General features: G+C 35.6%; 20 protein-coding genes. 2 read left to right on the top strand and 18 right to left on the bottom strand.

Annotation, left to right across the window (positions count from 1 at the left end):
• Positions 1–69: 69 nt before the first annotated feature.
• The 4 genes from K412_RS0109155 to K412_RS0109135 form a co-directional block, all read right to left on the bottom strand.
• Complete coding sequence (locus tag K412_RS0109155) at positions 70–870, bottom strand: polysaccharide deacetylase family protein (protein ID WP_024832827.1); 801 nt, start codon at positions 868–870, stop codon at positions 70–72.
• A 245-nt stretch (positions 871–1,115) separates the two neighbouring features.
• Positions 1,116–2,711 carry an extracellular solute-binding protein gene (locus K412_RS0109145; RefSeq protein ID WP_024832825.1) on the bottom strand — a complete coding sequence of 532 codons (1,596 nt, stop codon included), beginning with the start codon at positions 2,709–2,711 and terminating at the stop codon, positions 1,116–1,118.
• A gap of 62 nt (positions 2,712–2,773) precedes the next feature.
• Positions 2,774–3,646, bottom strand: coding sequence for a carbohydrate ABC transporter permease (locus K412_RS0109140; protein ID WP_024832824.1), 873 nt, complete (start codon positions 3,644–3,646; stop codon positions 2,774–2,776).
• A 19-nt stretch (positions 3,647–3,665) separates the two neighbouring features.
• The gene (locus K412_RS0109135) at positions 3,666–4,622 is read right to left on the bottom strand and encodes an ABC transporter permease (RefSeq protein ID WP_024832823.1); all 957 of its coding nucleotides are present in this window, start codon (positions 4,620–4,622) and stop codon (positions 3,666–3,668) included.
• A gap of 409 nt (positions 4,623–5,031) precedes the next feature.
• Between K412_RS0109135 and K412_RS0109130 the strand changes: the two genes are divergently transcribed.
• Positions 5,032–7,317 carry a helix-turn-helix domain-containing protein gene (locus K412_RS0109130; RefSeq protein WP_024832822.1) on the top strand — a complete coding sequence of 762 codons (2,286 nt, stop codon included), beginning with the start codon at positions 5,032–5,034 and terminating at the stop codon, positions 7,315–7,317.
• A gap of 81 nt (positions 7,318–7,398) precedes the next feature.
• On the opposite strand, the gene K412_RS0109125 is transcribed toward K412_RS0109130, so the two are convergent.
• The 13 genes from K412_RS0109125 to K412_RS0109065 form a co-directional block, all read right to left on the bottom strand.
• Positions 7,399–9,480 carry an alpha-glucuronidase family glycosyl hydrolase gene (locus K412_RS0109125; RefSeq protein WP_024832821.1) on the bottom strand — a complete coding sequence of 694 codons (2,082 nt, stop codon included), beginning with the start codon at positions 9,478–9,480 and terminating at the stop codon, positions 7,399–7,401.
• 1 nt (position 9,481) lies between these two features.
• Complete coding sequence (gene uxuA / locus K412_RS0109120; protein ID WP_024832820.1) at positions 9,482–10,564, bottom strand: mannonate dehydratase; 1,083 nt, start codon at positions 10,562–10,564, stop codon at positions 9,482–9,484.
• A 26-nt stretch (positions 10,565–10,590) separates the two neighbouring features.
• The gene (locus K412_RS0109115) at positions 10,591–12,204 is read right to left on the bottom strand and encodes a mannitol dehydrogenase family protein (protein WP_024832819.1); all 1,614 of its coding nucleotides are present in this window, start codon (positions 12,202–12,204) and stop codon (positions 10,591–10,593) included.
• 327 nt (positions 12,205–12,531) lie between these two features.
• The gene (locus K412_RS0109110; protein ID WP_024832818.1) at positions 12,532–13,707 is read right to left on the bottom strand and encodes an NAD(P)-dependent malic enzyme; all 1,176 of its coding nucleotides are present in this window, start codon (positions 13,705–13,707) and stop codon (positions 12,532–12,534) included.
• Positions 13,708–13,896: 189 nt separating this feature from the next.
• The gene (locus tag K412_RS0109105) at positions 13,897–14,829 is read right to left on the bottom strand and encodes an L-lactate dehydrogenase (RefSeq protein ID WP_024832817.1); all 933 of its coding nucleotides are present in this window, start codon (positions 14,827–14,829) and stop codon (positions 13,897–13,899) included.
• Between the two features lie 228 nt (positions 14,830–15,057).
• Complete coding sequence (locus K412_RS0109100) at positions 15,058–15,825, bottom strand: type III pantothenate kinase (RefSeq protein ID WP_024832816.1); 768 nt, start codon at positions 15,823–15,825, stop codon at positions 15,058–15,060.
• Between the two features lie 21 nt (positions 15,826–15,846).
• Entirely contained in the window at positions 15,847–16,338 is a 492-nt protein-coding gene (locus tag K412_RS0109095; RefSeq protein WP_024832815.1) for a hypothetical protein, read from the bottom strand.
• A gap of 33 nt (positions 16,339–16,371) precedes the next feature.
• Positions 16,372–17,355: a biotin--[acetyl-CoA-carboxylase] ligase gene (locus K412_RS0109090; protein ID WP_479691914.1), complete on the bottom strand. Its 984-nt coding sequence runs from the start codon at positions 17,353–17,355 to the stop codon at positions 16,372–16,374.
• A gap of 7 nt (positions 17,356–17,362) precedes the next feature.
• A complete protein-coding gene (locus K412_RS0109085; protein ID WP_024832813.1) occupies positions 17,363–17,992 on the bottom strand; it encodes a hypothetical protein in 630 nt (209 codons plus the stop codon).
• A 172-nt stretch (positions 17,993–18,164) separates the two neighbouring features.
• On the bottom strand, positions 18,165–20,846 hold the full coding sequence (gene cphA / locus K412_RS0109080) for a cyanophycin synthetase (RefSeq protein WP_024832812.1): 2,682 nt from the start codon (positions 20,844–20,846) through the stop codon (positions 18,165–18,167).
• A gap of 38 nt (positions 20,847–20,884) precedes the next feature.
• On the bottom strand, positions 20,885–21,709 hold the full coding sequence (locus K412_RS0109075) for a cyanophycinase (protein WP_024832811.1): 825 nt from the start codon (positions 21,707–21,709) through the stop codon (positions 20,885–20,887).
• A 38-nt stretch (positions 21,710–21,747) separates the two neighbouring features.
• Positions 21,748–22,014, bottom strand: a complete 267-nt coding sequence (locus K412_RS0109070) for a hypothetical protein (protein ID WP_024832810.1) — start codon at positions 22,012–22,014, stop codon at positions 21,748–21,750.
• A gap of 554 nt (positions 22,015–22,568) precedes the next feature.
• The gene (locus K412_RS0109065; protein WP_024832809.1) at positions 22,569–23,456 is read right to left on the bottom strand and encodes an AraC family transcriptional regulator; all 888 of its coding nucleotides are present in this window, start codon (positions 23,454–23,456) and stop codon (positions 22,569–22,571) included.
• A gap of 180 nt (positions 23,457–23,636) precedes the next feature.
• Here K412_RS0109065 and K412_RS0109060 point away from each other — a divergent pair, with 180 nt between their 5' ends.
• Positions 23,637–24,182: a cysteine hydrolase family protein gene (locus K412_RS0109060; RefSeq protein ID WP_024832808.1), complete on the top strand. Its 546-nt coding sequence runs from the start codon at positions 23,637–23,639 to the stop codon at positions 24,180–24,182.
• A 66-nt stretch (positions 24,183–24,248) separates the two neighbouring features.
• Here K412_RS0109060 and K412_RS0109055 read toward each other — a convergent pair whose 3' ends face one another.
• Positions 24,249–25,208: a DMT family transporter gene (locus tag K412_RS0109055; RefSeq protein ID WP_024832807.1), complete on the bottom strand. Its 960-nt coding sequence runs from the start codon at positions 25,206–25,208 to the stop codon at positions 24,249–24,251.
• Positions 25,209–25,222 lie beyond the last annotated feature (14 nt).

Raw genomic sequence — 25,222 nt, 5'->3', positions numbered from 1 at the left:
TTAATGCAACCTTCCTTATATAATTATTTAGGCAATTTAAATGGTAAATTCACTATCCTCTCAAATATATTAACAGAATGTTAGGCTTTGACCTGCTTTTAGTTCAACTGCACTCTCGCCGTCTCTAGAAAGCCATACTGAAACAGCACTGGGATTATATACTATTGTTTGATCTACACTGAATACTAGTCCCTTTAGAGCGCATATATAATCTTTTATTTCTATATTGGTGGCATACCATACTGTTGGATCATCTGCGGCCTCCCTACAGAAATCCTCAATAACTTCCCAGTTATTTTCCCGATGGAACTCAAAGCTATGTCCCCATATATAGAATAATGGCAGCTTTAGCCAAGGTGCAGGATTTTTGAATTCCATAAGTTTATCCTTTATATCACTATTATGATGACATGTAGGGTGCCATTCCAAAAAATTTGATGGCATGAAAAAACCACCTGTTGAATTGACTGTACGTGAATATTCAATTCCTAATGCATCCAGAGTATTCACTACATTTGAATCATATTCTCCAAATGGATATGACATCCCTCTCACAGGATAACCTACTTCCTTTTCCAACCACCTCTTGTCTTCTCTTATCTCTTCCACAAGCTGTTCCTTAGGTAATTTTGTAAGGTAAGGGTGGGTTACGCTGTGGCAGGATACTTCTTGTCCCTTATACAAACTTCCAATCTCTTCTTTTGTAATAAACCCATCCACACCTATTGTTCCCGAATTTATATGAAAAGTTCCTTTCATATTGTACTTGTTAAATATTTCTACAAGTCGTCGGTCGTGTATCTGACCATCATCATAACTAAATGTTAATGCTTTTTTTTTGCCTTGAGGATAATAAAATTCGTATCTCATGTCATTAATCGTCCTTTTCTTTCATTTTACAACATAATAAACAAAAAGCCAATTGGTTTTATTCGACAAAGTGCTTTTACAATTTACCTTATCACATTTTATTCTTATCATAGCATATATATCCATAGTTGCAACTACTATAGTCAAAACTATTGTTACTTCCATTACAAATGTGCTGCAAAAAGCATAATAAAAACCCACTTGAAACCAAATCCAAGTGGGTTTTTTATTATGTTATTAATTCCTTACTTTTTCTTCTTCAATGCTGCTAATTTCTCATCAACAATTTCCTGTCCGCCTGATTTCATGTACTCATCAACGAGTTTATCGTATGTCTTGTCAAAATCAGCTGGTTTACATGTAATACTCTTAACAAATATTTCTGATTCCTTATCAGAGAGGGCCTTCTGGTATTTTGCCTGGGATTCAATAACAGTATCAAAATGTGGCATATAACCTGCATCTGTAAGTGAAATTTCATATGCCTTCTTGAATGTATCTTCAAATCCAGGATATCCGAAAGAAGCAGCCTGAATGTTCTTTACAGGATCTCCAAATTCTTTACCGTTAACAATCAGAGCCAAGTCATTGTAGTTAGCTTTCTTGTCATCAGGAAGCTGATCATTCGGAATAAAGTTAGCTGGAATACCATCGATTTCGTCGGTGTACTGGTCGCCCTTAATACCGTTTTGTAGGAACTTGATTACTTCAGGTTTTGACTGCCATTCAAGGTACTTAATTGCCTCTTCTGCATGTTCACTTGCTTTTGGAATTATAATATACAATCCGTTAGGATTATATTTCATTTTTGGATGTTTACCTTCTGAGTTTGTGAATGGATCACATGGAATCATATCTGCTCCTGGAACCTGCTTTTTCAACTCAGATAATAAACCAGGAGTAACTCTAATCGGAAAGTCATAATTATGTATCATGAACCCAATTCTTCCCTGTGATACGTCTTTTTCATATTGTTTACCATCTTTATCAAGTGCAAACTGTGGATTCAATATACCTTCGTTGTATAACTTGTTCAAGAATCTCATACCATCTTTAAATCCTGGAATTACCCAGTTTGGCAATGTCATTCTTTCTTCTTCTGAAATAGGTTTTTTAAAGGATTCTAACAACATTGAAGTAGTCCAGTTAATGTTGTTTGGATCAACAAATGTACTGAAAGGATAGTTCTTGTCACCTAGTTTTCCTGGATCCTTTTCCTTAAACGCCTTCATTACCTGATACCACTCGTCTGTGGTAGTAGGAACTGACATTCCAACTGCATCCAGCCAGTCTTTACGTATATATGCTGAGAAACAACCTTCTATAACTCTCTTTGCTGGAATTGCAAGTTGTTTTCCATCAAATTTGCCATAATCAAGTAAAGTTTCACCAAGATAACTTGTAAGATTTGGAGCATGTTTCTTTAAAAGGTCTCCTAAATCAGTAAGTCCGCCACTCTTAACATAATTGTATATAATACCATCATTGTAAGTAAAACTGATATCAGGAGCTTGGTTTGATGCCATAAGAACGTTAAGTTTTTCAACTTCCTGTTGTCTTAAAACAGGTATAAACTTTACATTTATGTTATTTGGCTTACCGAAGTTCTCTTGTATCCATCTTGTCTGGAAATTATCATCTGCCTTATACCCTGGTGTAGCTCTGTCGAAAACTTCTACAGTTAATTCTACTGCAGGACCTGATTTTGCCGCACTGGATGATGAAGCACTCTTTGAACTATCTGCATCTGTTCCGCCATTTGAACCGCAGCCTGCAAATAGAGTAATGCTCATAGATGTCAATAATGCTAAGCTTGCAATTCTGGTACTTAGTTTTTTCATTAATATCTCCTCCATTACTTTATTTTTATATATAAATCTTCAGATTATCCGAAGATTTTATATCAACCTTTTACAGCACCTATCATTATTCCGCTGACAAAGTATTTTTGAAGCTTTGGATATACAAGAACTATTGGTAACGTTGCAAATACTACACAGGCTGCCTTAAGGCTCTCAGGCAGAAGGTTCTGCGATATATTCCCATCTCCTATAGAAGCATCTACGGTCTGGCTGTTAACAATTATCTGGTATAGCTTTAATTGCAATGGATATAGTTTAGTATCTGTAATATAAAAGAGAGCATCCATAAAGCTGTTCCATTTTCCAACTGCATAAAATAAACTCAATGTAGCAAGTACAGGCTTAGATAACGGAAGTACTATTTTAAAAAGAACACCTATATCGTTGCATCCGTCAAGGATTGCGGATTCCTCAAGACTCTCAGGTAAAGTAGTGAAAAATGTTTTTAAAACTATAAGGTTAAATGCACTTAATACGCCTGGCAAAATCAAGCTCCAGGAGCTGTCAAGCATGTGCAGATTCTTTACCAGCATATAGTCTGGTATAAGTCCCCCGCTGAAATACATTGTAAATATAATCATCAGCATTATGGCATTTCTTCCTTTTAGCCTTTTCTTTGTAAGAGGATACGCTGCACAAATTGTAAGGAACATACCTATTACAGTGTAGGCAAGAGTAATAATAACCGTATACACTAGTGACCAAATCATTGTAGAATCTTTCACAATAGCTTTATAGGATTCAAAGTTTAAACCAACAGGCCAAACAAATACTTTTGATGCCAGTATTGCCGAATTAGAACTTAATGAAACTGCAACAACATTTAACACCGGAAACAAACAAAGTATTACGCAAATCAAAGTTATTACGTTTATAAATACATCAAAAACCTTATCACTGGTTTTATAAGCCATTTTCTATACCACCTTTCTTTTACCAAATACCTTGCTCGCCGCTCTTATTTGCTATCCAGTTAGTTACAGACAGGAATACCAATCCTACAACCGACTGGAACAATCCTACAGCAGTTGCTATGTTATATCTGGAGGACTGCAAGCCCACCCTGTATACATACGTACTGATAACATCTGAAAAGTCTTTTACCTGCTGGTTTCCGAGAATATATGGACGGTCAAAACCTATCATGGAAATCTTACCAATATTCAATATGAAAAGGATAATTATTGTAGGCTTAATTGCCGGTAATGTTATGCTCCATATTTTTCTGAGTCTTCCTGCACCGTCAACATCTGCCGCTTCGTATAACTCTGAAGGTATTCCGGTTATAGCTGCGAGATATATAATCATGCCCCAACCTGCACTCTGCCAAATACCAATACCTGTATATGTTGCTAACCAATGCCATTTTTCAGTAAGGAAAGGTATTGTTTTGAATCCCATTGACTTAATAATGGTATCAATCATACCGAAATTTGGTGCAAATATCTGAAGTGCTATTCCTCCTATAATAACCCAAGACAGGAAGTGAGGAAGATAGAGCATTGTCTGAGAAATCCTTTTATACCTTACGGATTTTACCTCATTAATAATAATTGCCAGTATTATTGGAGCCGGGAATCCGAATATCATATCAAATCCATTAAGCAGAAATGTATTTTTAAGTGCTCTGTAAAAATCATCGGATCTGAAAACTTCCCTAAAGGCATCCAACCCTATCCAAGGACTTGCAAATACACCCTGAAATATGTTGTATTCTTTAAATGCTATAACTATGCCATACATGGGTACATATTTAAACAATATAAAATATGCAACCGGAAGCACCAACAGCAAATACAAATATTTGTCTCTGTTTAAATAATAGCCAAATCCCTTTTTGGAGATTTTATTTGGTAACGCTTTTGAAACAGCAGTATTAGTTTTCCCCATACAAACAGTAACCCCCCTGATTTTAGATTTCGGAATCTAATGTAATAGATAAAAGCTTTGGTTCGTTCTGCTGATGGCATTATTTTATCACTAGGAAATTTCAATTCAAGAATGACAATTTTTTAAGTATTTCATTTTTAATTATTTTGTCTGTGTTAAAGAGCCAAAGGGATACAGAGGACAGGTTTGGGATATACAATAATCAATTTTGACTCACATAATTAATATTAAGTATTAATCTGTATCAAATTGATTACCAATAATTACATTTACTTTTTATCTCTTAAAATAACTGTTTTAACTTGATTTTTCATTGAAAATCTTATATTAATTAAGAGGTAATAAATTAAATATTAATATATAATAGTGATTATGATATTAGATACATAAAACACAATGGGGTGCAGTAATGATGAAAAATTATTCGATAATTGTTAAATTAATGCTTGTCCTTTCCCTTTTTATAATAATACCTATTATTACTATTACATTTATTTTTAATTATGGAATAATGAAGTACTCAGAAGATGAAATAGGACGTTCCGGCCTTGGTAAACTTGATTCCGCAAGAAGTGTTACTGATCTTTTAGCACAAACTATTAATAATGAGAGCCTTCATCTGTCTTTGGATGAAACCTTAAATAAGTTATATGGAATGGATGATATACATCAGGCTATTAAGGACAGCGATAATAATCTAATGTTATATCAGTTTGTATCAAAACTATCTAACATAGTTAAAACAAACAACGCCTATTCCTCTGTATACCTATACTTGGATAATTCTAATTATATAGCAACAAGCAATGGTGTGTACCCCAAAGAGAACTTTCCTGATGATACCTGGCTTAAATCCTATTTAAAAAGCAAAGAGCAGGGAGGTCCTTTATCATGGACCAATCCAAGGCCAAGTGATACTAACGCAAACAGTTCAGTAATTTCATACATATTCCCATTAACCTATACCACAAATCTTAAAGGTTCAATTACCATAAATGTATATGAAAGCAGGTTAAGTAACCTTATTAACAGCAACAATTATGACATTGAAGATTTTATAAGCATTATAAATTCCAAGGGTGAAGTTATATCTTCTGTTGATAAAACTATACTTAATAAAAATCTATCCACCGTTCCCTATATCTCTAAAATTTTAAAAAGCCATATTGACAGAGGACATTTTATAGAAAAAATAAACGGAAAAAGGTTTCTTATCACATATCTAAAAACAGGAGCAGAGAATTGGACATATGTAGGTGTTTTTTCTTTGAATACCTTGACTTCCAAGGTAAAATCACTGAAAATAACCATAATATATATTTCAATTTTCTTATTGGTACTTTTTGTACTGCTGTCATATATAATTTCACGTAAATTGCTCAACCCTGTAAAAAAACTGGTACAGGAAATCAAAGCCAGAAAGGGTATTGACATTATTGGAAACGGAAATGAGTTTACCCTTCTTTCTAAAACTTTTGATGCCATGATAAAGCAAGAAGATCAGCTATTTCGCACCATTGAAAGGGATCAAAAAAATCTTCGTGAAAATTATCTACTAAGCCTTTTAAGGGGAAAGCCTTCAATTACGGAAGATGAGATGAATCTATTTCCATTAAAGAACTCACTGTGCTGTGTAATATACATAGATAAGTACAATGATTTTGTATCAAACTTCTCATACGAGCATCAGTATTACCTTAAATCAGTAATATTGAACCTATCTGAGGAAAAGGTAGACGAATCTTTTAAATGCTCAGGTGTGGTTTTAGACGGAGATAAGGTGGTTCTTATTGTAAATTTCTCCGATGAGGACCTTATAAATGTTATTTCAGTATTAGAAAGTGCTTTCTCAATTGTACAGAAGGAAGCTGCAAAAGTAATAGAAACAACTATAACTGTTTGTGTCGGAGGCATTTACGATGACATTCTTAATATAAGAAATTCGTATAATGAGGCACAGAATCTTATTAAACAAAGATTTATGATGGGACATGAATCTTTTATAAGTCAAAAAGAAGAAACATCTGACACAAATAAGTATTTCTACCCGTTTACTATAGAAAAACAGATATTCAACAATATTGACATCGGCTCAAAAGATGCACTCTTGACTTCCCTAAGCTGCTTCTTTGATGAAATTAAGCAAAATAAGAATCTTCGCTACGATAATGTTATGCTTATACTGAACCAGCTACTCGGAAATACCATTAAATATTTGCTTGATTTAAACATTAGTGTCAGCAAAATTTTTGGAAATGACTTCAATATATATAGTGAGCTTGCAGAGATTGACACCCTTGACGAGGCAGGTTTGTTCTTGTCAAATATATATTTACAGATTATTGAGTACAACGAAAAATTCAAAGTAGAGGGAAAATCTCATATAGTTAAAATTTTGGATTATATTCACAAAAATTACAAAAAGGATATTGCGATTAATACCCTCGCTGAACATGTTGGCCTTAGCTATTCCCACGTAAGAAAGATTTTTAATGATGAGACCGGTGAGAACATTGTTAACTATATAAACAACATGAGAATTGAAGAAGCACAACGTTTACTTCGCCAGACAAACATGAATATTAATGATATTGCACTTAGTCTAGGATATAACAATAAGCAGAGCTTCACCCGATTTTTTAAAAAATATGTGGGTATTAATCCCGGAGAATACAGAAGTATAAAGTCAAATTAACTCTCAATGACAAAAATCAAGAGAGGCCTGCAAAACCAATTATAATTAATTGTTTTGCAGGCCTCTCCCTATTTATTATTACTAGTATATCTTTCTTCCTAATTCATCTGGTATTCCTGTTTTACGATAGAAATATGTGTTTATTACGTCTCTCCACTCTTTGGAATGTTCCAGTTGCACCTCAAGTCTTTCCAACACATGCTGGAATATTTTTTCCCCTACTAACCCCTTTAAGCTCTTCCACTTATTTATTAATTCTTCTACCTCTTCAACACCTTTAAAATGGGTATTATAGATATATTGAATTATTGTTTCACCGGATTTAAGTCTGTAATCATAGGGTACATGATGGAAAAATAGCAGCAGTTCTTCAGGACACTTTTCCAAATCCTCATAAATCTCGGCAACGCCCTTATGATACTGTCCTGCATATCCCGTTCCTTTCCTGACTGTCCTGTCAACACCTATTCCCTTATGGTCTGCCCTGTGATAGGTTCCCCATTTATCATATTCGTAGCCGTCTACGTTAGGCCCGTAATGATGATTGGGGTTAACCATCCATCCAATTCCCAGAGGTGAAGTATAATTCTCATAGGTTCTCCACGAACCCAAAAGCATTTCTTTTATAGTACTTACAACCTTTTCATTATTTGAATAAGTCATTTTAATCCACTCATCAGTAATCTGTTCTGCTGACAAATCCGGATCCCAACATAGTCGTGCATAGCCGTAAGTATTTGACTGTGCCATTTGATGTCCAGTCCAGTTCAGGTCATTTCCTATATTTACTACAGCTGCCATACCGCCTAATTTATTATTAAACACTGAACCTGTGATAATTTTTTTTACACTTGTACCCTTACCTTTAGCCATTGTATCAAAATCCAGTATCTCTTTCCACATTGGCACCAAATAGCATAAATGTTTCTGCTGTCCTGTGTATTCCTGAGTTATCTGAAGTTCCAACAGCTGGTTTGTTTTTTGCAATCCACCGAATAATGGCGATACAGGCTCACGAACCTGAAAATCCATAGGCCCGTTTTTTATCTGGAGCAGCACATTTTCCTTAAACAAACCATCCAAAGGCATAAAGTTGTCATAGGCAGCCCTTGCCCTATCAGTTGTATAGTCACGCCAATCCTGCATACAATTGTACACAAAACATCTCCATATAACCAGCCCCCCATGTGGTTCCAAGGCTTCAGCAAGCATATTGGCACCATCTGCATGGGTTCGACCGTAAGTAAAAGGTCCCGGTCTGAATTCGGAATCGGCCTTTATCAGAAACCCGCCAAAATCAGGTATATAAGAGTATATCTCATCAGCCTTTTCTTTCCACCAGTTTCTTACCTCGGCATCCAAAGGATCGGCAGTAGCAAGTCCTCCTATTTCAATGGTACTGGCAAAATTGGCACTTAGATACAGCTTTATTCCATAATCCCAGAATATTTTAGCCAGATTTGCAACATCCTTAAGATATCTGTCTGTAATAAGCATACTCTCATACTTGTGGACATTAACATTATTTATAACAATACTATTTATACCCACGGAGCATAGAAGTCTTGCGTAGTCTTTAATTCTATCAAGGTCTTCTATTATTTTATTATCTTTAAAGAAAATAGATTTACCTGCATAACCCCTTTCAATACTTCCATCTATATTGTCCCAGTGGTTTATAATACGAAGCTTATTTACAGGATTCTCAATCTTTAAAATTCCTTCAATCACTGTCTCAGTCTGCAATAGCCTCAATAAGCAAAATATTCCGTACAGCAAGCCTTTAGTGGTAGTCCCGGCTACAACAACTGTCTCGCCATTTACAGTTTTAGTTCCTTTGATTATAAAGCCTTCGTTACCTATTTGAACTACCTCATTATATTTTACATATGAATCGATGCTATTGCCTCTTCCAAGTACCCCAATAGCAATGAAAGAGCTTTGTTTCGGCTCACTTGATACATCTGCATCTACTCCCAGTATTCCTTTAAAACCCCTTTTTAGTTCATCCAATGCAATTCCAATATCTTCTACTCCTTGGGAAACAACTATATTGGAAGCCCATTTTGAATAAATTTCTTTTAACTTATTGTTTTTTAGTAAATGATATCCCAGCCAGCAGTTATATCCTTCCGCATCAGTGTTTATGATTGTATTAGCCACTCTATTTACCTCCGATAGTCATCTTATCTATAGCTTCCCATAACCCGTTAAGATAAGCTATACCTAATGCTCTGTCATAAAGACCATAACCCGGTCTCGCCTTTTCATTCCAAATCATTCTTCCGTGATCAGGACGTATATACCCTGTAAATTCTATATCATAGTAAGCCTTCATAATTTCGAACATATCGAAGGAACCGTCCGATGATAGATGTGAAGACTCATGGAATTTCCTTTCTCCAAAGAACTTCAGATTCCTAACATGTCCGAAATGTATCCTTCCCATTTTACCAAAGTATCTTATCAATTCAGGTATATTGTTCTCAGGATTTGCACCTAAGGAACCACTACAAAGAGTTAATCCGTTATATGGGCTATCAACAAGCTTTACAAGCCTTTCAAGATTATTTTTGCATGTAACAATCCTTGGTAATCCAAAAAGAGGCCACGGTGGATCATCCGGATGTATGGCCATTTTTACGTCGGCCTCCTCACATGCAGGCATAATATTTTCAAGAAAATATTTAAGGTTGTCAAATAACTTATCCTCATCTACATTCTTGTATTTCTCAAAGGTTTCTTTCAATTCGCTTAATCTTTCTGGCTCCCAACCTGGCAGAGTAAAACCGTTTGAGCTTTTTGCAGTGTCTTCTACCAATTTAACCGGGTTTATGTCCTTTACTATATCATGGTCATAGCAAAGTGCATTGGAGCCATCTGCTAATTGATATGCAAGGTCATTTCTCAGCCAGTCAAATACAGGCATAAAGTTATAACATATAACCTTTACCCCTACTTTTCCCAAGTTAATTATAGACTTTCGGTAGTTTTCAATATATTTATCCCTGCTTGGCAATCCAAGTTTGATATCTTCATGCACATTTACACTCTCTATAACCTCAAGCTTCAAGCCCGCCTTTTCAACAGAATCCCTTAGTGCAGTAATTTTGTCCATAGGCCAAACTTCGCCAACAGGCACGTCGTACAAAGCTCCTACGACTCCCGTAACACCTGGTATTTGTTTTATTTGCTCCAAGCTGACGCTATCATCCTTTTCACCAAACCATCGAAAGGTCATCTTCATAAGTAACATCTCCTTAATACTTCGTTTTATCTTACATACTTCTCCAGTACATTTTTAACTGCACCTTGTCCTGCAATAAGTTCCTTGAAATATCCTTCAATTTTCTTGCCTAGTCCAACATCATACAGATTCACACCAAAAATTTTGTCATTTGATAACAATGGCTTTAAATGCTCTCCAACAGTTTCTGCCTTACCCAGCTCAATACCTTCAATATATGTTTTTAACTGGTCTAACATGGGGTCAGGACTTAACTCCATAACATTGCCGCTATCGTCTATGCCCATAAGATATCTGCACCAGCCTGCAATTACAAGTGGAATATATGTTAAGCTTTTAACATCATATGTGGAATGGCTTACGTATGTCTTAATTGTCTCACCAAAACGAACAGGGATTTTTTGCGAAGTATCACAAGCAATTCTCTGTGGGGTATCCGGTATATATGGATTGGGGAAACGCTGATTTATTACTTCGTCTATAAAGGCCTGGGGCTCAATAATCCCTGGGTTAATAACTACAGGCATTCCTTCTTTATAACCAATATTTTCTATAAGTTTTCTCAACTGAGGGTTCTTCATTTCATCAGCTATCAGCTTATATCCCAAAAGACATCCAAATACAGCAAGTGCCGTATGCAGAGGATTTAAGCAAGTTGTAACCTTCATTCTCTCAACATTTTCTACTGTTCTTTTGTCCGTAAAATACACTCCCGCATCCTCAAGAGGCATTCTGCCATTGGGGAATTGATCTTCAATTACCAGATACTGCGGTTTTTCAGCATTTACAAACTGTGAAATGTATGTATTTCTGTTTGTACAAATAATTTCAGTGTCCTCAAGTCCCATTTCCTCTAAAGCCCTATTTACAGTTTCAGAAGGCCTTGGAGTGATTTTATCAATCATTGAGCATGGGAATGAGACTTTTGAAGGATTATTGATGTAATCCAAAAAGCCCTTTTCGACTAGGCCATTATCAACCCACTTTTGAATAATTACTTGAACAGATTTTTTAAGAAGATCTCCATTATGAGAGCAATTATCCATACTTACCATGGCAACAGGGTATGCTCCTGCTAAATATCTGCCGTACAGCAACAACGAAATTTTTGCAATCAGGCTCTTCGGCTCCTTCAATCCGTGCTGCATATCATGTATTACGTCAGGCAGGTATTGGTTTGACATCCCTGTCAGTGAATAACCCTTTTCAGTTACTGTAAAACTGACAATTTGTAAGGAAGGCTTACGGAAAATTATTTTTAATCTTTCCCAATCCTCAGTTCGAGCTGTATCTCCTACCAAACTTTCTGAAACACTTCCAATAACTTTCTTTTCCAAACTTCCATCATGATTTAGATGAACCAATAAACTAAGATTATCAAAGGGCCTGTATACTTTATCAATAATTTCATAATCAAAGGTTTCTGCAACAATTATTCCTGAGTCAGATTTTCCTGAATTTAAAAGATTTTGCTGCAATGCTGCTATAAATCCTCTGAAGATATTGCCTGCACCGAAATGAACCCATTTTGGTTCTTCTCTGGTCCTTCTAAGCATTTCATCATAATCAAATTTAGGTAGTTCTACTTGGTTTGCTTCCCATACACTGTAGTCCTTTATTCCATTTCTATTTAATTTCATGTTGTATTACCACCCCCACAAAGTATAAAAATTATTTAATATTTTCGGTACATTTTGATAAGCAGGAAAAAATAATAAAATATCCCCAACGGAACTTTGTCCAAAATCCTCAGGGATAATATTTATTTTAGGATATTGCCATATCTAAATATCTTCGTCATCATTATAGGTAATATGCCTTTTTCAATCAATATTCACTTTTAATCAGACCATATAATTTTTAATTAAATAAGTAAAACAAGTAACTAAAAGCATTATATTTCCCATAATCCACATAAAAAAAACTGCCTTATTATAAAAGGCAGTCTTTTATCTTAAAGTACAAAATTACTTTCTAGCTACACCTGATTTTCTAGCTGCTTCAGCAACTGCTTCAGCAACTGCTTTTGCTACTCTTGGATCAAATGGAGCTGGAATTACATACTCTGCACTTCTTTCTTCATCGCTAACAAGTCCTGCAATTGCATATGCAGCAGCTATCTTCATTTCATCATTTATTTCACGAGCTCCTACATCAAAAGTACCTCTGAAAATACCAGGGAATGCAAGAACGTTATTAACCTGATTTGGATAGTCTGAACGACCTGTTCCAACAACAGCAGCACCTGCTTCGATAGCATCTTCAGGCATAATTTCAGGAGTTGGGTTTGCTTGAGCAAATATAATTGGATCTTTAGCCATTGACTTAACCATTTCTTTTGTAACCTGGTTAGCAGCTGAAACTCCGATAAATACGTCTGCTCCAACCATAACATCCTTTAATGTTCCTCTTTTGCCTTCGAGGTTAGTGATTTTAGCCATTTCAGCTTTAATTGGGTTGAGGTTATCTCTGCCTTCATAAATAACACCCTTTGTGTCACAGAGAACAACTTTTCTTAAGCCCATTGAGAAAAGAAGTTTTGTAATAGCTATAGCAGCAGCACCTGCTCCATTTACAACTATTGAGATATCTTCCATTTTCTTTCCAACAACTTTTAATGCGTTGATAAGACCTGCTGCTGTAACAATAGCTGTTCCATGCTGGTCATCGTGGAATATAGGAATATCTGTTTCCTTCTTTAATCTTTCTTCTATTTCAAAGCATCTTGGGGCAGCTATATCTTCAAGATTTACGCCGCCAAAGCTTCCTGAAAGCAATTTAATAGTTTCAACTATAGTGTCAACATCCTTTGACTTTATACAAAGTGGGAATGCATCAACATCACCAAAAGTTTTGAACAGGCAGCATTTACCTTCCATAACAGGCATACCAGCTTCAGGTCCGATATCTCCCAAACCAAGTACAGCTGTTCCATCAGTGATAACTGCTACAAGATTGTGTCTTCTAGTATATTTGTATGAGTTCTCAACGTCTTTTTGAATTTCGAGACATGGTTGAGCTACTCCCGGTGAATAAGCTAATGAAAGATCTCTTTTATCCTTTAAAGGAGCCTTACATACAACTTCTATTTTTCCATGCCACTCTTCGTGGGCTTTAAGTGAATCCTCATAAATAGTACCCATTTGATATTCCTCCAAACGTTTAATAGTAAATATGTCTTACTTTTTTTGTTAGTGCAAGGAACAAATAAACGATACTATTGAAAGAAATGAGTATGTTTATTTGCTCCTAGTTAATTTTACACTATTGTGAAATCTTTCACAACCTATTTTTGACTCTTTTTATTAAAGATACCTGTCCAATTTTATAACTTATATATCTTTAACTTCGTCAATAACTGTTCTAATCTGTTGAGCTGAATGCTTCAGAAGTTGCAATTCTGCATCTGAAATATTCAATTCGAGAACTTTTTCAGCTCCATTACCACCAACGATTGTAGGAACGTTAACCAAAACATCCTTTAATCCGTATTGTCCGTCAAGAACAGTACCAACAGGCATGATAGTCTTGAAGTCCTTCAATATGGATTCAACTATTCTGTTGATTGAAAGAGCTATACCATAGTAAGTTGCTCCCTTGTTCTTAATAATAGTTGCACCTGCAACCTTAACTTCATTGAAAAGAGCTTCCTTATCAATGTTTAAGCTGTTAATTTTAACATATTCATCAAATGGTACGCCTGCTATATGAGTTGCACTCCATAATGGCAACTGAGAGTCACCATGTTCACCAACTATATAACCGTGAACATTAGCAATGTCAACCTTCAATGCTTGGCTGATGTGAGTTCTTAATCTAGCACTGTCTAAAACTGTACCTGATCCTATAACCTTGCTTGCTGGTAATCCTGACCACTTTTGGGTCATGTACGCTAATACGTCAACAGGGTTTGATACACTTACAATTACACCTTTATTGTAGTGCTTCATAAGTTCAGTAACTATGCTCTTCATTATCATAGTGTTCTTCTTAGCAAGATCCAAACGTGTTTCGCCTGGCTTTCTTGCTGCACCTGCAGTTACAACTATTACATCACAATCCTTAACATCTGAATAGTCGCCGGAATAAACTGTCATATTTCCTGCAAATGATAAACCATGGCTGATATCAAGAGCTTCACCATAAGCCTTCTCTTTATTTACATCAATTAATACCAATTCAGAAACTAAGTTGTTTATGGACATCGCATACGCTGCTGATGCTCCAACAAACCCTGCTCCTATGATTGCAACTTTAAAACCCATTAAAATCCCTCCATATTTTTCACAATTGTTATTAGCGTAACACAATATGTTTTAATATACAAACATAATTTTTCCTTTTTTTTTAGTTTTGTATTCCAATAAATCACGAATTTTTAAGAATACATCATTTATTGTGGCCAAATCAAGTATTTTTAAACCAAATTACCCTATTTGTATTTGAAATGATATTTTTATCAAAAAAAGACATAAAAAATGTCTTTTTTGTTTTTATATATTTCTTTCGTATATTAACCTAAGACCCTCTAAGGTAAGAGTAGGATTAACATCATTTATGGTCACAGATTCCTCGGCAATTAGCCTTGAAAGCCCTCCTGTTGCAATAACCCTTATGTTATCCTCCTGCATTTCCTTTTTGATTCTATTTACAATATAATCAACCTGGCCTACATATCCATAAAATACTCCTGACTGCATACTTGAAACAGTATTTTTACCAATAACACCCTCAGGTTTTACCAAATCAATTCTTGGCAACTTTGCAGCTTTCTGATACAATGCTTCTGCACTTATTTTCATACCAGGGCATATAACACCGCCTAAATATTCACCCTTTTCTGATATTGCACAGAATGTAGTAGCAGTACCCATATCTACTATAATCAACGGACCTCCATACAAATCAAAGCCGGCTACGGCATTTACTATTCTGTCCGCCCCAACTTCCTTTGGATTCTGATATCTGATATTTATTCCGGTTTTTGTACCGGGACCTATAATCATTGGCTGAACATTTATATATTTTTTTATAGCATGTTCCAATGTATACATAATAGGTGGTACAACTGATGCAACAATAACTGCATCAACCTTATCTACTGATAGCTTCTCATGGTTAAATAATCCTAGAATCAGCATTCCTAGTTCATCCGAAGTCTGTTCCTTATTTGTACCAAGTCTCCAATTTGCAAGCAATTTTTTTCCTTCAAATACACCAAGAACAATGTGCGTATTTCCTACATCAACTACTAAAATCATATTACCTCCAGATGACAAGACCTAAACTCCAAGCCTCATGCTCCTTATTTCTTTTAATTCAAGATCTATTTCTTTCTGAATCCTTATTATATCATTAGCTATGTCCTCAACAGTTTCCTCTGCACGGGGTTTGATAGCTGATCTTTGAAAATGCTGCTTGTAAGACTCTCTATTTTCTCTGCCCTGGAAATTGTCCCTATGGTAATTCCTCTGGTGGTTATTTTCTCTGTGCTGAGTATCCTTTGAGGCTGATGAGTCCCTGCTTACATTATCTCTTTGGTAGTTTTCTCTTGGAGTATAGTCTCTCTTTTGAGAATTGTTTTCCCTAGCCTGGTAACCTTCTTTTTGCTGGTCTCTGGGAGGTCTGGTACTTCTGACATGATTATCCTTGTGTTGCATCTCTGAGTCCTTCTGATATGCCCTTTGCTGCGGCGCAGGTTGAGTAGTCTGCTGCCCAGCCTGTCCATCATCCCTTATATAATTTTTTCTTAGGTATTCATTCTTTTTAACCAATGATAAAATCCTCCTTGCCATATTTGCTAAGTACTATGTATATCCCAGCAAGCCCCTAACCTGAATCTCACCTGCTGTTATTTCTCTCGTCACTCCATCCTTACATTGTACAATAAGTCTTCCGTCACATGCAACGGATTGAGCCATCCCAATGTATTCTTCACCTCTGTAAGCAACCTTTACTTCTTTTCCTATGGTAACAGAATATTCTGTCCATTTATCTATTATCTCTTGGTTTTTCCCAAGCAACACGCTTTTATATATTTTTTCGAAATTACTCAGAATACAACCCAGCAAATTAGACCTTGATACGGTCTTACCTTCGTACATTTTTAATGAAACAGCCTTTTGCCTTATCTCATAATCAAAATGCTCTGAATCCTGATTTGCATTTATTCCTATACCAACAACAACATAATTTATATGACCTGGCTCGGCACTTAACTCTGTTAGAATTCCTCCCAGTTTTCTTCCATCTAATATTATATCATTAGGCCATTTTATTCCGCAAACTATTCCTTGGCTTTCCTTAATGGCCTCAACTACTGCAACTGAAGTCGCAAGTGTTATTATCTGTACATTTTCTGGTTCGAGTTCCGGTCTTAAAACAATTGAAAACCAGATTCCTTCCGATGTATCAGACTGCCATTGCCTTCCTATTCTGCCCCGCCCTGTTGTCTGCCTGTCCGCTACTACAACTGTACCGTGGGCACAGCCTTCGTTTGCAATTTTTTTTGCATAATTATTCGTTGAATCTATTTCCTCAAAGTGCTGTATATCAGCTCCAATTAACTGTCCCGTTGGAATATTGATTTCTCTCCTATCCAGTATATCCGGGGCTTTAAGAAATCTATATCCTTTTTTGGATGATGACTCTATGGTATAACCGTCTTTTCTCAATTCATTTATATGCTTCCAAACTGCGGTTCTGGACACATTTAAAGCTTTGCTGATATCCTCACCTGATATATATTGGGATTGCTCTTTAAGTATTTTCAAAATCTGATTTTTCACCATGAAACCTCTATTTAAAAATTTTGTCTAACTCAAGCTTTCTTACGCAATATATTTCACCTGATCCAGTTTTAAAAACTGCTTTTTTGCCGTCGCTGCTGTTTATTTCATCAACTTTCCCCATCTCTGCAAGCTTGCTAAATAAACTGTACAACAGGTAGTCATCAAATTTATCATACTGTTCTCTTAAATTATTTAAAACATTATTTATGTACAAGTCTTCGGAATTTGCATAAATAACAGGTAAATCCATACATCTATCAACAAGTGAAGCCTCTCCTGCTAGTATAGTGGATGTAATAAGACATTCCGGATTGCGATAAGTTCCGAAAATATATTTTTCCAGCGGTATTACTGATTTATTATATAATTCTAAGTTCTCAGGCTTTTCTTTTATAGTGTCATAAATAAATCTGTCTGCCACATAACATTTTTCACTTTTGACATTTATCTTTATACAGGTAAGAGATTTTGAATTATATGAATTCATGTCATCCCTTGGGTTTATAAGACCTGTAAAACACTGCTGAACGTCCCCCTCAATCATTACTTCTTTATCAAAAAAAGCAGACAGTTTAAGACCACAGTCGAGTATATCCGAGACTTTATCAGAGTTCACATAATAATAAACCTCAGGCATCTTATCCTCCATACAATAACAAAAAGACCAATCAAAAATCATTACATTTTTTTAAATTCTACCATATACGTTCTGTTATGGGAAGGATATGTTTTAAGAAAATGCCTGTATTATTTATTAAAAGAGGCTGTGCAAATCCAGTTCTGGATTGCTACAGCCCATCTTGAAACAACTATGACTTTGTACTGAATTGCTCTATGTTTTTAATAGATGCATTTAAACTGCCTTCCAGCAATGCATTTGCCTGTTCCTGCTCTCGTTTAAACCTATCTATCACCTGAATGGCCGGCTCAAACTCTTCATAAAACAAAGCTATCAAATCCCCTGGTTGTGCATCGAGCATGGCTTTTTCAAGTGCCTCAGTTTCTCTGTATATGATTTCTACATTTTCCCTCTTAGCTCCGGCGTTAATAATACTCTGTTCAAATATATCCGCTACTTCGCCCCTTCTTCGTCCTCTCAAATCAATATCTTCTTTTATATAAATCTTGTGGAAGGATTTTGCACAAAGTTCACCAACCTCTTTATAGCTTGAATCCTGCCTGTCTCCCGGCATACCGATTATCCCTACCAACCTTTTTGCCTTTACCTTTTGCATGAACTTTACTACAGAAGAGTACCCAGCTATGTTATGGCTATAATCTATCATAACTTTGAATGTTCCCATGTCAAATATATTAAATCTTCCGGGATTAAGCTTTGTATCAGGTTGGAAGGTACTCATACCTTTAACTATTATATCCAACGGGACATTTAGTCCTATGAGCGCTGATATTGCAGCAAGAGAATTTTCTATATTACAGTCCACTATTCCGCCAAAGGTAATAGGAATATCATCTAAGCTTATAAGAGGAATTTTTTTGCTATTTCTTTGAATCCATATATAGCCATCCCTTACGTATACGGCTATATTTTTTGGATTTCTGCAATGTCTTTTAAATACAGGGTTAGAGATACTTCTACTAAACATTATGACATTGCTGCGAGTCCTCTCCAATATATAAGGGGTCATTCCGTCATCGGCATTTAGTACTGCATAGCCGTCATGTTTTACTGCTTCTACCACAAGAGCCTTTGTTTTTGCAAGTTCCTCAATTGTATTAATTCCGTCTATTCCAAGATGGTCGTCACTTATATTTATAAGAACTCCCACGTCTGCCAAATCATACCCCAATCCTCTTCGGACTATTCCACCTCTGGCTGTTTCCAGAACCGCAGCATCAACTTCCTTGTTTGACAATATAACTTCTGCACTGACAGGGCCAGTATTGTCACCCTTTTGTATACATTCATCACCTATATAAATGCCGCTTGTAGAAGTCATTCCTACATTGTATCCCATAATTGAAAGGGTGTGTCTTATTAATCTTGTTGTAGTTGTTTTACCATTTGTCCCTGTAACTGATACAACAGGTATGCTGACCGGTTTATTTGGCGGATACATCATATCTAGTATGGCATCAGCAACATTTATGGGTTCTCCCTCACTTGGGTGAAGATGCATTCTCAGTCCAGGCGCCGCATTTACTTCTATAATTGCACCTCGGTTATTATCAATAGGGATTGAAATATCTTGGGAAGAAAAGTCTACTCCGGCAATATCAAGTCCCATGGCTTTTGCCGCAGCCAATGCATACTGTGCATTCTTGGGATGAATCTCTCTGGTACAGTTTTTAGCTGTTCCCCCTGTACTAAGATTTCCGTTCTGCCTGAGATTAACTGTCTGTCCGGGTTTTAAAATGGTATCTGGTGAATAACCTTGAGCCTTAAGATAATTCAATGATATATCATCAAGTTTTATAAGTGTCAACGGCTTTTCATGGTCCTCACCCCTTAGAGGATTCATGTTTTCATATTCTACAAGCTGTGCAATAGTACTTATTCCATCTCCTGTGACACGTGGAGGCCTGCGTTCAGCAACAGCACACACTTTTCCTCCTACAACAAGTACACGGTAATCCTTGCCACAAATATATTTCTCAACTAAAACTTTTTTAGAATATTTCCGTGCCTCTGTAAAAGCCTCTATAATTTTATCCTCAGAACATATATTTACAGTAACCCCTTTTCCCTGATTAGAATCTATGGGCTTTATTACAAGAGGATAACCTACCTTTTCAGCAGCCTCAATGGCCTCCTGTTCGTTTCTTACAACAACTCCGTATGGAACTGGTATATTATTATCCATTAAAAGTTTTTTTGTCATCTGCTTATCTGATGCAATATCTACCGCTATACAGCTTGAGCCATCAGTAAGTGATGCTTGAATTACCCTCGTGTACTTTCCGTATCCCAATCTAAGAATACTTCCTTCTCCGATTCTTGTTACAGGGATTCCTTTTCGTTTTGCAGCCAGATAAATAGCTTTTGTACTGGGGCCCATATCGGTATCTGAGGATATGTGTTTTAAATCCTTCATTATTTTCTCTAACTCTATGGGAGTACCTTCAGCAAAGGCCTCTACTATTTCAATTGCTTTTCTTCCGCATTCAATAGCAAAAGCCTCATTGCTATATTCATAAATTATATAATATTTTGATGTATTACCTATTTGTCTAGTTTTCCCATATTTTACCATATATCCAAACCTGTTTTGTATTGCTATTATCAAATGTTCTGCTACATGTCCCATGTATGTTCCTTCAATAAGTCTTTCACCGAATCCCCCTACATACCCTACTCCGCAAGTGTGTTCTGCTATTTCAGGGAAAAATTCGAGAAGTTTTTTATTGAATCCCGGTATATCTTTGGTAGGGCCCTCTTCATACTTTCCAATATCCACTACCATACGTATTACCGGTTGATGACTGTATATATTCCTTCCTTTAAAGCAATAAATGCTTTGAATTTGCACCTTGAAAAACCTCCTGATAAGTTGAAATTACAACATTTTTAATTGTGTTTGCTTTCTTTAGGCATTAGTATTTTTCTCTGACTGATATCATATCCGTATCCACTAGGTAATATGTGTATGGTGACATTTGACAATGCAATTATTTCCTCTGATTTCAGCTCTGAAACATTTGATTCCTGAATGGTATTCCCATCAATTACCGTAACACAATTTGTACCTATTACCTCAAAGGATGCATTCGAATAAACTTTTATTGAAGTATCCTCATCTATACCAATTCCCAGAACAGAAGGGTTTTGGGCAACCCCTATCAAAAGTCTGCCTAGTCTTCCCCTTTGCTCAAAGTGCTGATCTATTATAACCTGCTCTATAAATCCAAGTCCTGGAGACATGCCAAGGGTACATTTTCTTGCTGCTGAATTCCCATTACCGTCAACTATCATAACACTACTCATTACCGAAGCACCCGCACTTGTTCCTATAATAGGTATGCCCTTTTTATACATATCCATAAGAACTTTAGCAGTTTTTGTACCACCTAATATGCTTGTAATCCTTAGTTGGTCGCCTCCTGTAAAAAAAACCCCTGCAGCACTTGATATTTTTTGGGCCACAGAGTCGCTGTTTGCATCTGTTCTGGTATCTACATTTAAAACGTCAATGGATTTTACTCCAAGTCTTGAAAAAACGTTCCTATATTCCTTACCAACTTCCTCTGGTTTTTGAGTAGCTGTTGTCAAAACCATAATTTTTGATTCCGGTCCCCCGCACATTTCAATGGCATGTTTGAGAACTTTACTCTGTCCCCACTTATCTTCAGCCCCTCCAATTATCAACAGGTTACCGTTCACCAAGTCTTCCATGTTTTCCTCCAAATATATTAAAGGTATATTAATTAAAGTTAAATCCCAAGATAAGTCATGGTTGTAGCCAAAAGCCTGTTACTAAATGCAAGGCCTATCCCCATGAGTATGATGGAGGCTGCAACAAGCATGACTCCAACTCTGCTTTTTTCATCTTTAGCCGCAAGAATACCCGAAATCACTCCTACCATTCCGAAAACAAAAGGATAAATGAAAAGTGATAGTACGGCAGATATCCAACCACCCAATAAAATAATACCCTTCCTGAAATCTACATTATGTTGTGATATTTCGCGAACATTCATAATCTTCACTGCCTCCATAAGCTGTTTACGCAGATTTAATAATGTAATAGTAATTAATTCATAGCCTATTATTTGCAAAATGTAACTTTACTATTCATTTGACTAATAAATGTAAGTAAGTATAGCACTTGTGGCAGTGATAATTATTTTCATTTCCGTTAATGTATGAAAAATAAAAGAAGATTGGACAAAAAAGTGTACCGGGGTAAAACAGTCTGTATTGAACCTTTCCCCGGCCATTTTATATACGTCAAAAACAAAAATTATTTAAAAATAATGACACTAAACAATAATTTATATATTACAGATATTAACCAAGACTTTGATTTTAAAAGCTAGATCTTTGCCTTGGAGAATATTACCAGAAAGTTTTCTCCGGTAATATTCTCCAAGGCAAAGACTGCCTGTTTATGAAGATTCAACGAAGTCAAAAGGTCTATTGGAGCGGCAGTACAAATACATCTATTGAATTAGAGCCTGTAAAAAAAGACCTTTTGCTCTTAACTGTTAAATATAAAAATTGAAGTTTTAAGTAAACAAATATTTAAGTCCCTTCATACAGGTTTTCTATAATTTCTTCTAAATTCTCCAGGTCTTAACCCTGTCTGCTTTTTAAAAACTTTATTGAAATAATTGCGGTTATTAAATCCTACCTTAATCATTATCTGATTTATAGGCATATTTGATTCCTGTAATAACAAAGCCGCCTTACTTATCCTTATTCTGTTCAGATAATCTATAGGGGTAACCCCCAGTTTTTCTTTAAACTTCTTTGAAAGTGTTGTTCTATTTGTATTGAAGTTGCGTGTTATCGTTGCAATGGTTATATTCTGAGTATAAAACGTATGCAGATAACCGACTATATCCTCTATTATGCTTGAGTTATCAGTATTTTGTATAGTATTATCATATAATATGACTTTGTTCGAATGTTGATTAATAATTAATAAAAGTTCTAATATTGCAGACCTGTATATAAAGTCCTTATTAAAAATATAACTGTTTTCGGATATGTCCATAATTTTTTTCAACAGAAAATTAATTTTATCTACTTGCTTTAATCCAACCTCTATTTGCCCGATGTATTGTCCTGTACGATGTATAAATGGCTGAAGACAAAGGCAATCAAGCCTGTCTGTTTTTGAAAAGTTACTAGGAATATTATGTATATTTTCTACTGTAAATGAGCTGTTAATAACATTTGGAGAAAATGAAAGTATAGTTACTTCTACATTACATTTATTCTGTATTACAAAGTTTTCATGTCCATTGAAGCAGAAAATAGATACTGCCGTAAGGATAAGCTTCTTATCGTTTATATTTACATACAATACTCCTTTCTTGATAAACAGAAGATGAAGTTTATCTCTGGAAAATACCATATCAAATGTAGATATAGTATTATATATATCCAGATCAAACCAAACTGTACCATCTTGCATAAAGCAGCCCTCCTAGAGATTCAATACTTTAACAAAATATAAATGGTTCCCACCTTACAATTTTATCAACATAATATCAATAATTGTAAATAACGCCTTTGAAAAATATACCATTTATGTATATTTTCGTATATAATTATATTGTTTTAAAATAATAATAACGAAGGAGTGTATATATTTATGAAAAGAGCATTACTGGTAATTGATGTGCAGAACGAGTATATAACTGGAAAGTTACCTATTTCATATCCCCCAAACAGTTTCAGCAACATTCTTAAGGTAGTGGATGCTGCCAACGAAAAAAATATACCTGTTATTCTGATTCAGCATACCTCACTCGCCGAGAATGCAGTGACATTTAAAAAAGGGAGCAATGAATGGAATATTCATCCTGAGATTTTAAATAAAAAGCATACTCAAGTAGTTGAGAAAAATTTGCCCGGCGGATTCACAAATACTAATTTAGAAGCTGTATTGAAGGATTTGGGTATTGATACTGTTACCATAGCAGGGTTTATGACTCAGATGTGCTGTGATACAACTGCAAGGCAGGCTATGCATATGGGTTATTCAGTTGAATTTTTGTCAGATGCAACCGGAACCCTTCAATTATCAAACAGTGCAGGTAATATTTCTGCAGAAGATCTTCATAAGGCTATTTTGGTTACGCAAGCAGCAAGATTCAGCAAAGTGCTTTCTTCAGATGAATGGATTAGCAATCTGTGAGCCATGAGTTATATCTTTTAAAGCTCATGCTCACAGATTTTGATTTTTATATTTGAGAAGTATGTATCAGGCCTTTTGACTTAAGGCCTTTTCTTTTTCCGCAATATTTACACTGAACCTTGTATATATATTATTTGCTATAAGTGAGCATATTGTTAGTACTGCGCCGCATAACTCAATACCTTTGAAGCTCGTACCAAGGAAAAGGGAAATTATGAATGTTGTTACTGGAACCAGATTCATAAAAAGTATTCCATTAATAGGTGTAATTATTTTATTGCCGTAGTTCCAAAGGAATACTGCCATTACCCCTGCTATAAGAGCCATGTATCCCAACTGCCAGCCATTTGAAACTATATCATTTAATGAAGGCATAGCAATAAGATTCATTGCAGTTCCTGCGGCAGTTAGCAAGCATACTGTTATAACTCCCAACGAGCAGCTTAAGGATGTGTATCTTATAGGTGACCATGAACTGAAGCTTGTCCCACCAATTGTGTAAATAACCCAACAGATTGTTCCTAAGAATATCAAGATATCTCCAAGCAAATTGTTTTTCACTGCTAAAAGGTTATTTATGTTACCCTTTGTTATAACCATCATAACTCCTGCCAGTGCGAAAATAATTGTCACCATAGTAAAGGGTTTTGGCTTTGCTTTTCCCAAAATAGTATTTACGATAACTGTATTTATGGGCATTAAGGCCATCAATATAGATGCTACAACTGCCCCGGAAGTCCCAAGTAATTTTTGCCCTCCGAATGTTAAAAAGCTATATCCCGCAAACCCCATAGTTCCAAAAAAGAATAGTTTCCAGAAGCTTCCATCAAAGCTAAAAGATTTTTTCCCTTCCAAAACAAATAGCAAAATCAGAAATATTATCCCTGCCACAAAATATCTTATTGCAGTAAAATGAAACGGATTTATAGATTTCATAATTACACCTGCAATAGGAAACATTCCTCCCCATGCAACAACTGCAAGAAAACAAAATATCATTCCTTTTATTAAGCTGTCTTTTTTCATATAAAACTTTCTCC

It is taken from the genome of Ruminiclostridium josui JCM 17888 (genome assembly GCF_000526495.1).
Taxonomy (GTDB): Bacteria; Bacillota; Clostridia; order Acetivibrionales; family DSM-1351; genus Ruminiclostridium; species Ruminiclostridium josui.
This window is presented reverse-complemented; position numbering and strand designations above follow the sequence as displayed.

Coding starts and splice junctions, on each gene's coding strand:
- K412_RS0109155 (WP_024832827.1), bottom strand. CDS start 870: ATGAGATACGAATTTTATTATCCTCAAGGCAAAAAAAAAGCATTAACA.
- K412_RS0109145 (WP_024832825.1), bottom strand. CDS start 2,711: ATGAAAAAACTAAGTACCAGAATTGCAAGCTTAGCATTATTGACATCT.
- K412_RS0109140 (WP_024832824.1), bottom strand. CDS start 3,646: ATGGCTTATAAAACCAGTGATAAGGTTTTTGATGTATTTATAAACGTA.
- K412_RS0109135 (WP_024832823.1), bottom strand. CDS start 4,622: ATGGGGAAAACTAATACTGCTGTTTCAAAAGCGTTACCAAATAAAATC.
- K412_RS0109130 (WP_024832822.1), top strand. CDS start 5,032: ATGATGAAAAATTATTCGATAATTGTTAAATTAATGCTTGTCCTTTCC.
- uxuA (WP_024832820.1), bottom strand. CDS start 10,564: ATGAAGATGACCTTTCGATGGTTTGGTGAAAAGGATGATAGCGTCAGC.
- K412_RS0109115 (WP_024832819.1), bottom strand. CDS start 12,204: ATGAAATTAAATAGAAATGGAATAAAGGACTACAGTGTATGGGAAGCA.
- K412_RS0109110 (WP_024832818.1), bottom strand. CDS start 13,707: ATGGGTACTATTTATGAGGATTCACTTAAAGCCCACGAAGAGTGGCAT.
- K412_RS0109105 (WP_024832817.1), bottom strand. CDS start 14,829: ATGGGTTTTAAAGTTGCAATCATAGGAGCAGGGTTTGTTGGAGCATCA.
- K412_RS0109100 (WP_024832816.1), bottom strand. CDS start 15,825: ATGATTTTAGTAGTTGATGTAGGAAATACGCACATTGTTCTTGGTGTA.
- K412_RS0109090 (WP_479691914.1), bottom strand. CDS start 17,355: ATGGTGAAAAATCAGATTTTGAAAATACTTAAAGAGCAATCCCAATAT.
- K412_RS0109085 (WP_024832813.1), bottom strand. CDS start 17,992: ATGCCTGAGGTTTATTATTATGTGAACTCTGATAAAGTCTCGGATATA.
- K412_RS0109075 (WP_024832811.1), bottom strand. CDS start 21,709: ATGGAAGACTTGGTGAACGGTAACCTGTTGATAATTGGAGGGGCTGAA.
- K412_RS0109070 (WP_024832810.1), bottom strand. CDS start 22,014: ATGAATGTTCGCGAAATATCACAACATAATGTAGATTTCAGGAAGGGT.
- K412_RS0109065 (WP_024832809.1), bottom strand. CDS start 23,456: ATGCAAGATGGTACAGTTTGGTTTGATCTGGATATATATAATACTATA.
- K412_RS0109060 (WP_024832808.1), top strand. CDS start 23,637: ATGAAAAGAGCATTACTGGTAATTGATGTGCAGAACGAGTATATAACT.
- K412_RS0109055 (WP_024832807.1), bottom strand. CDS start 25,208: ATGAAAAAAGACAGCTTAATAAAAGGAATGATATTTTGTTTTCTTGCA.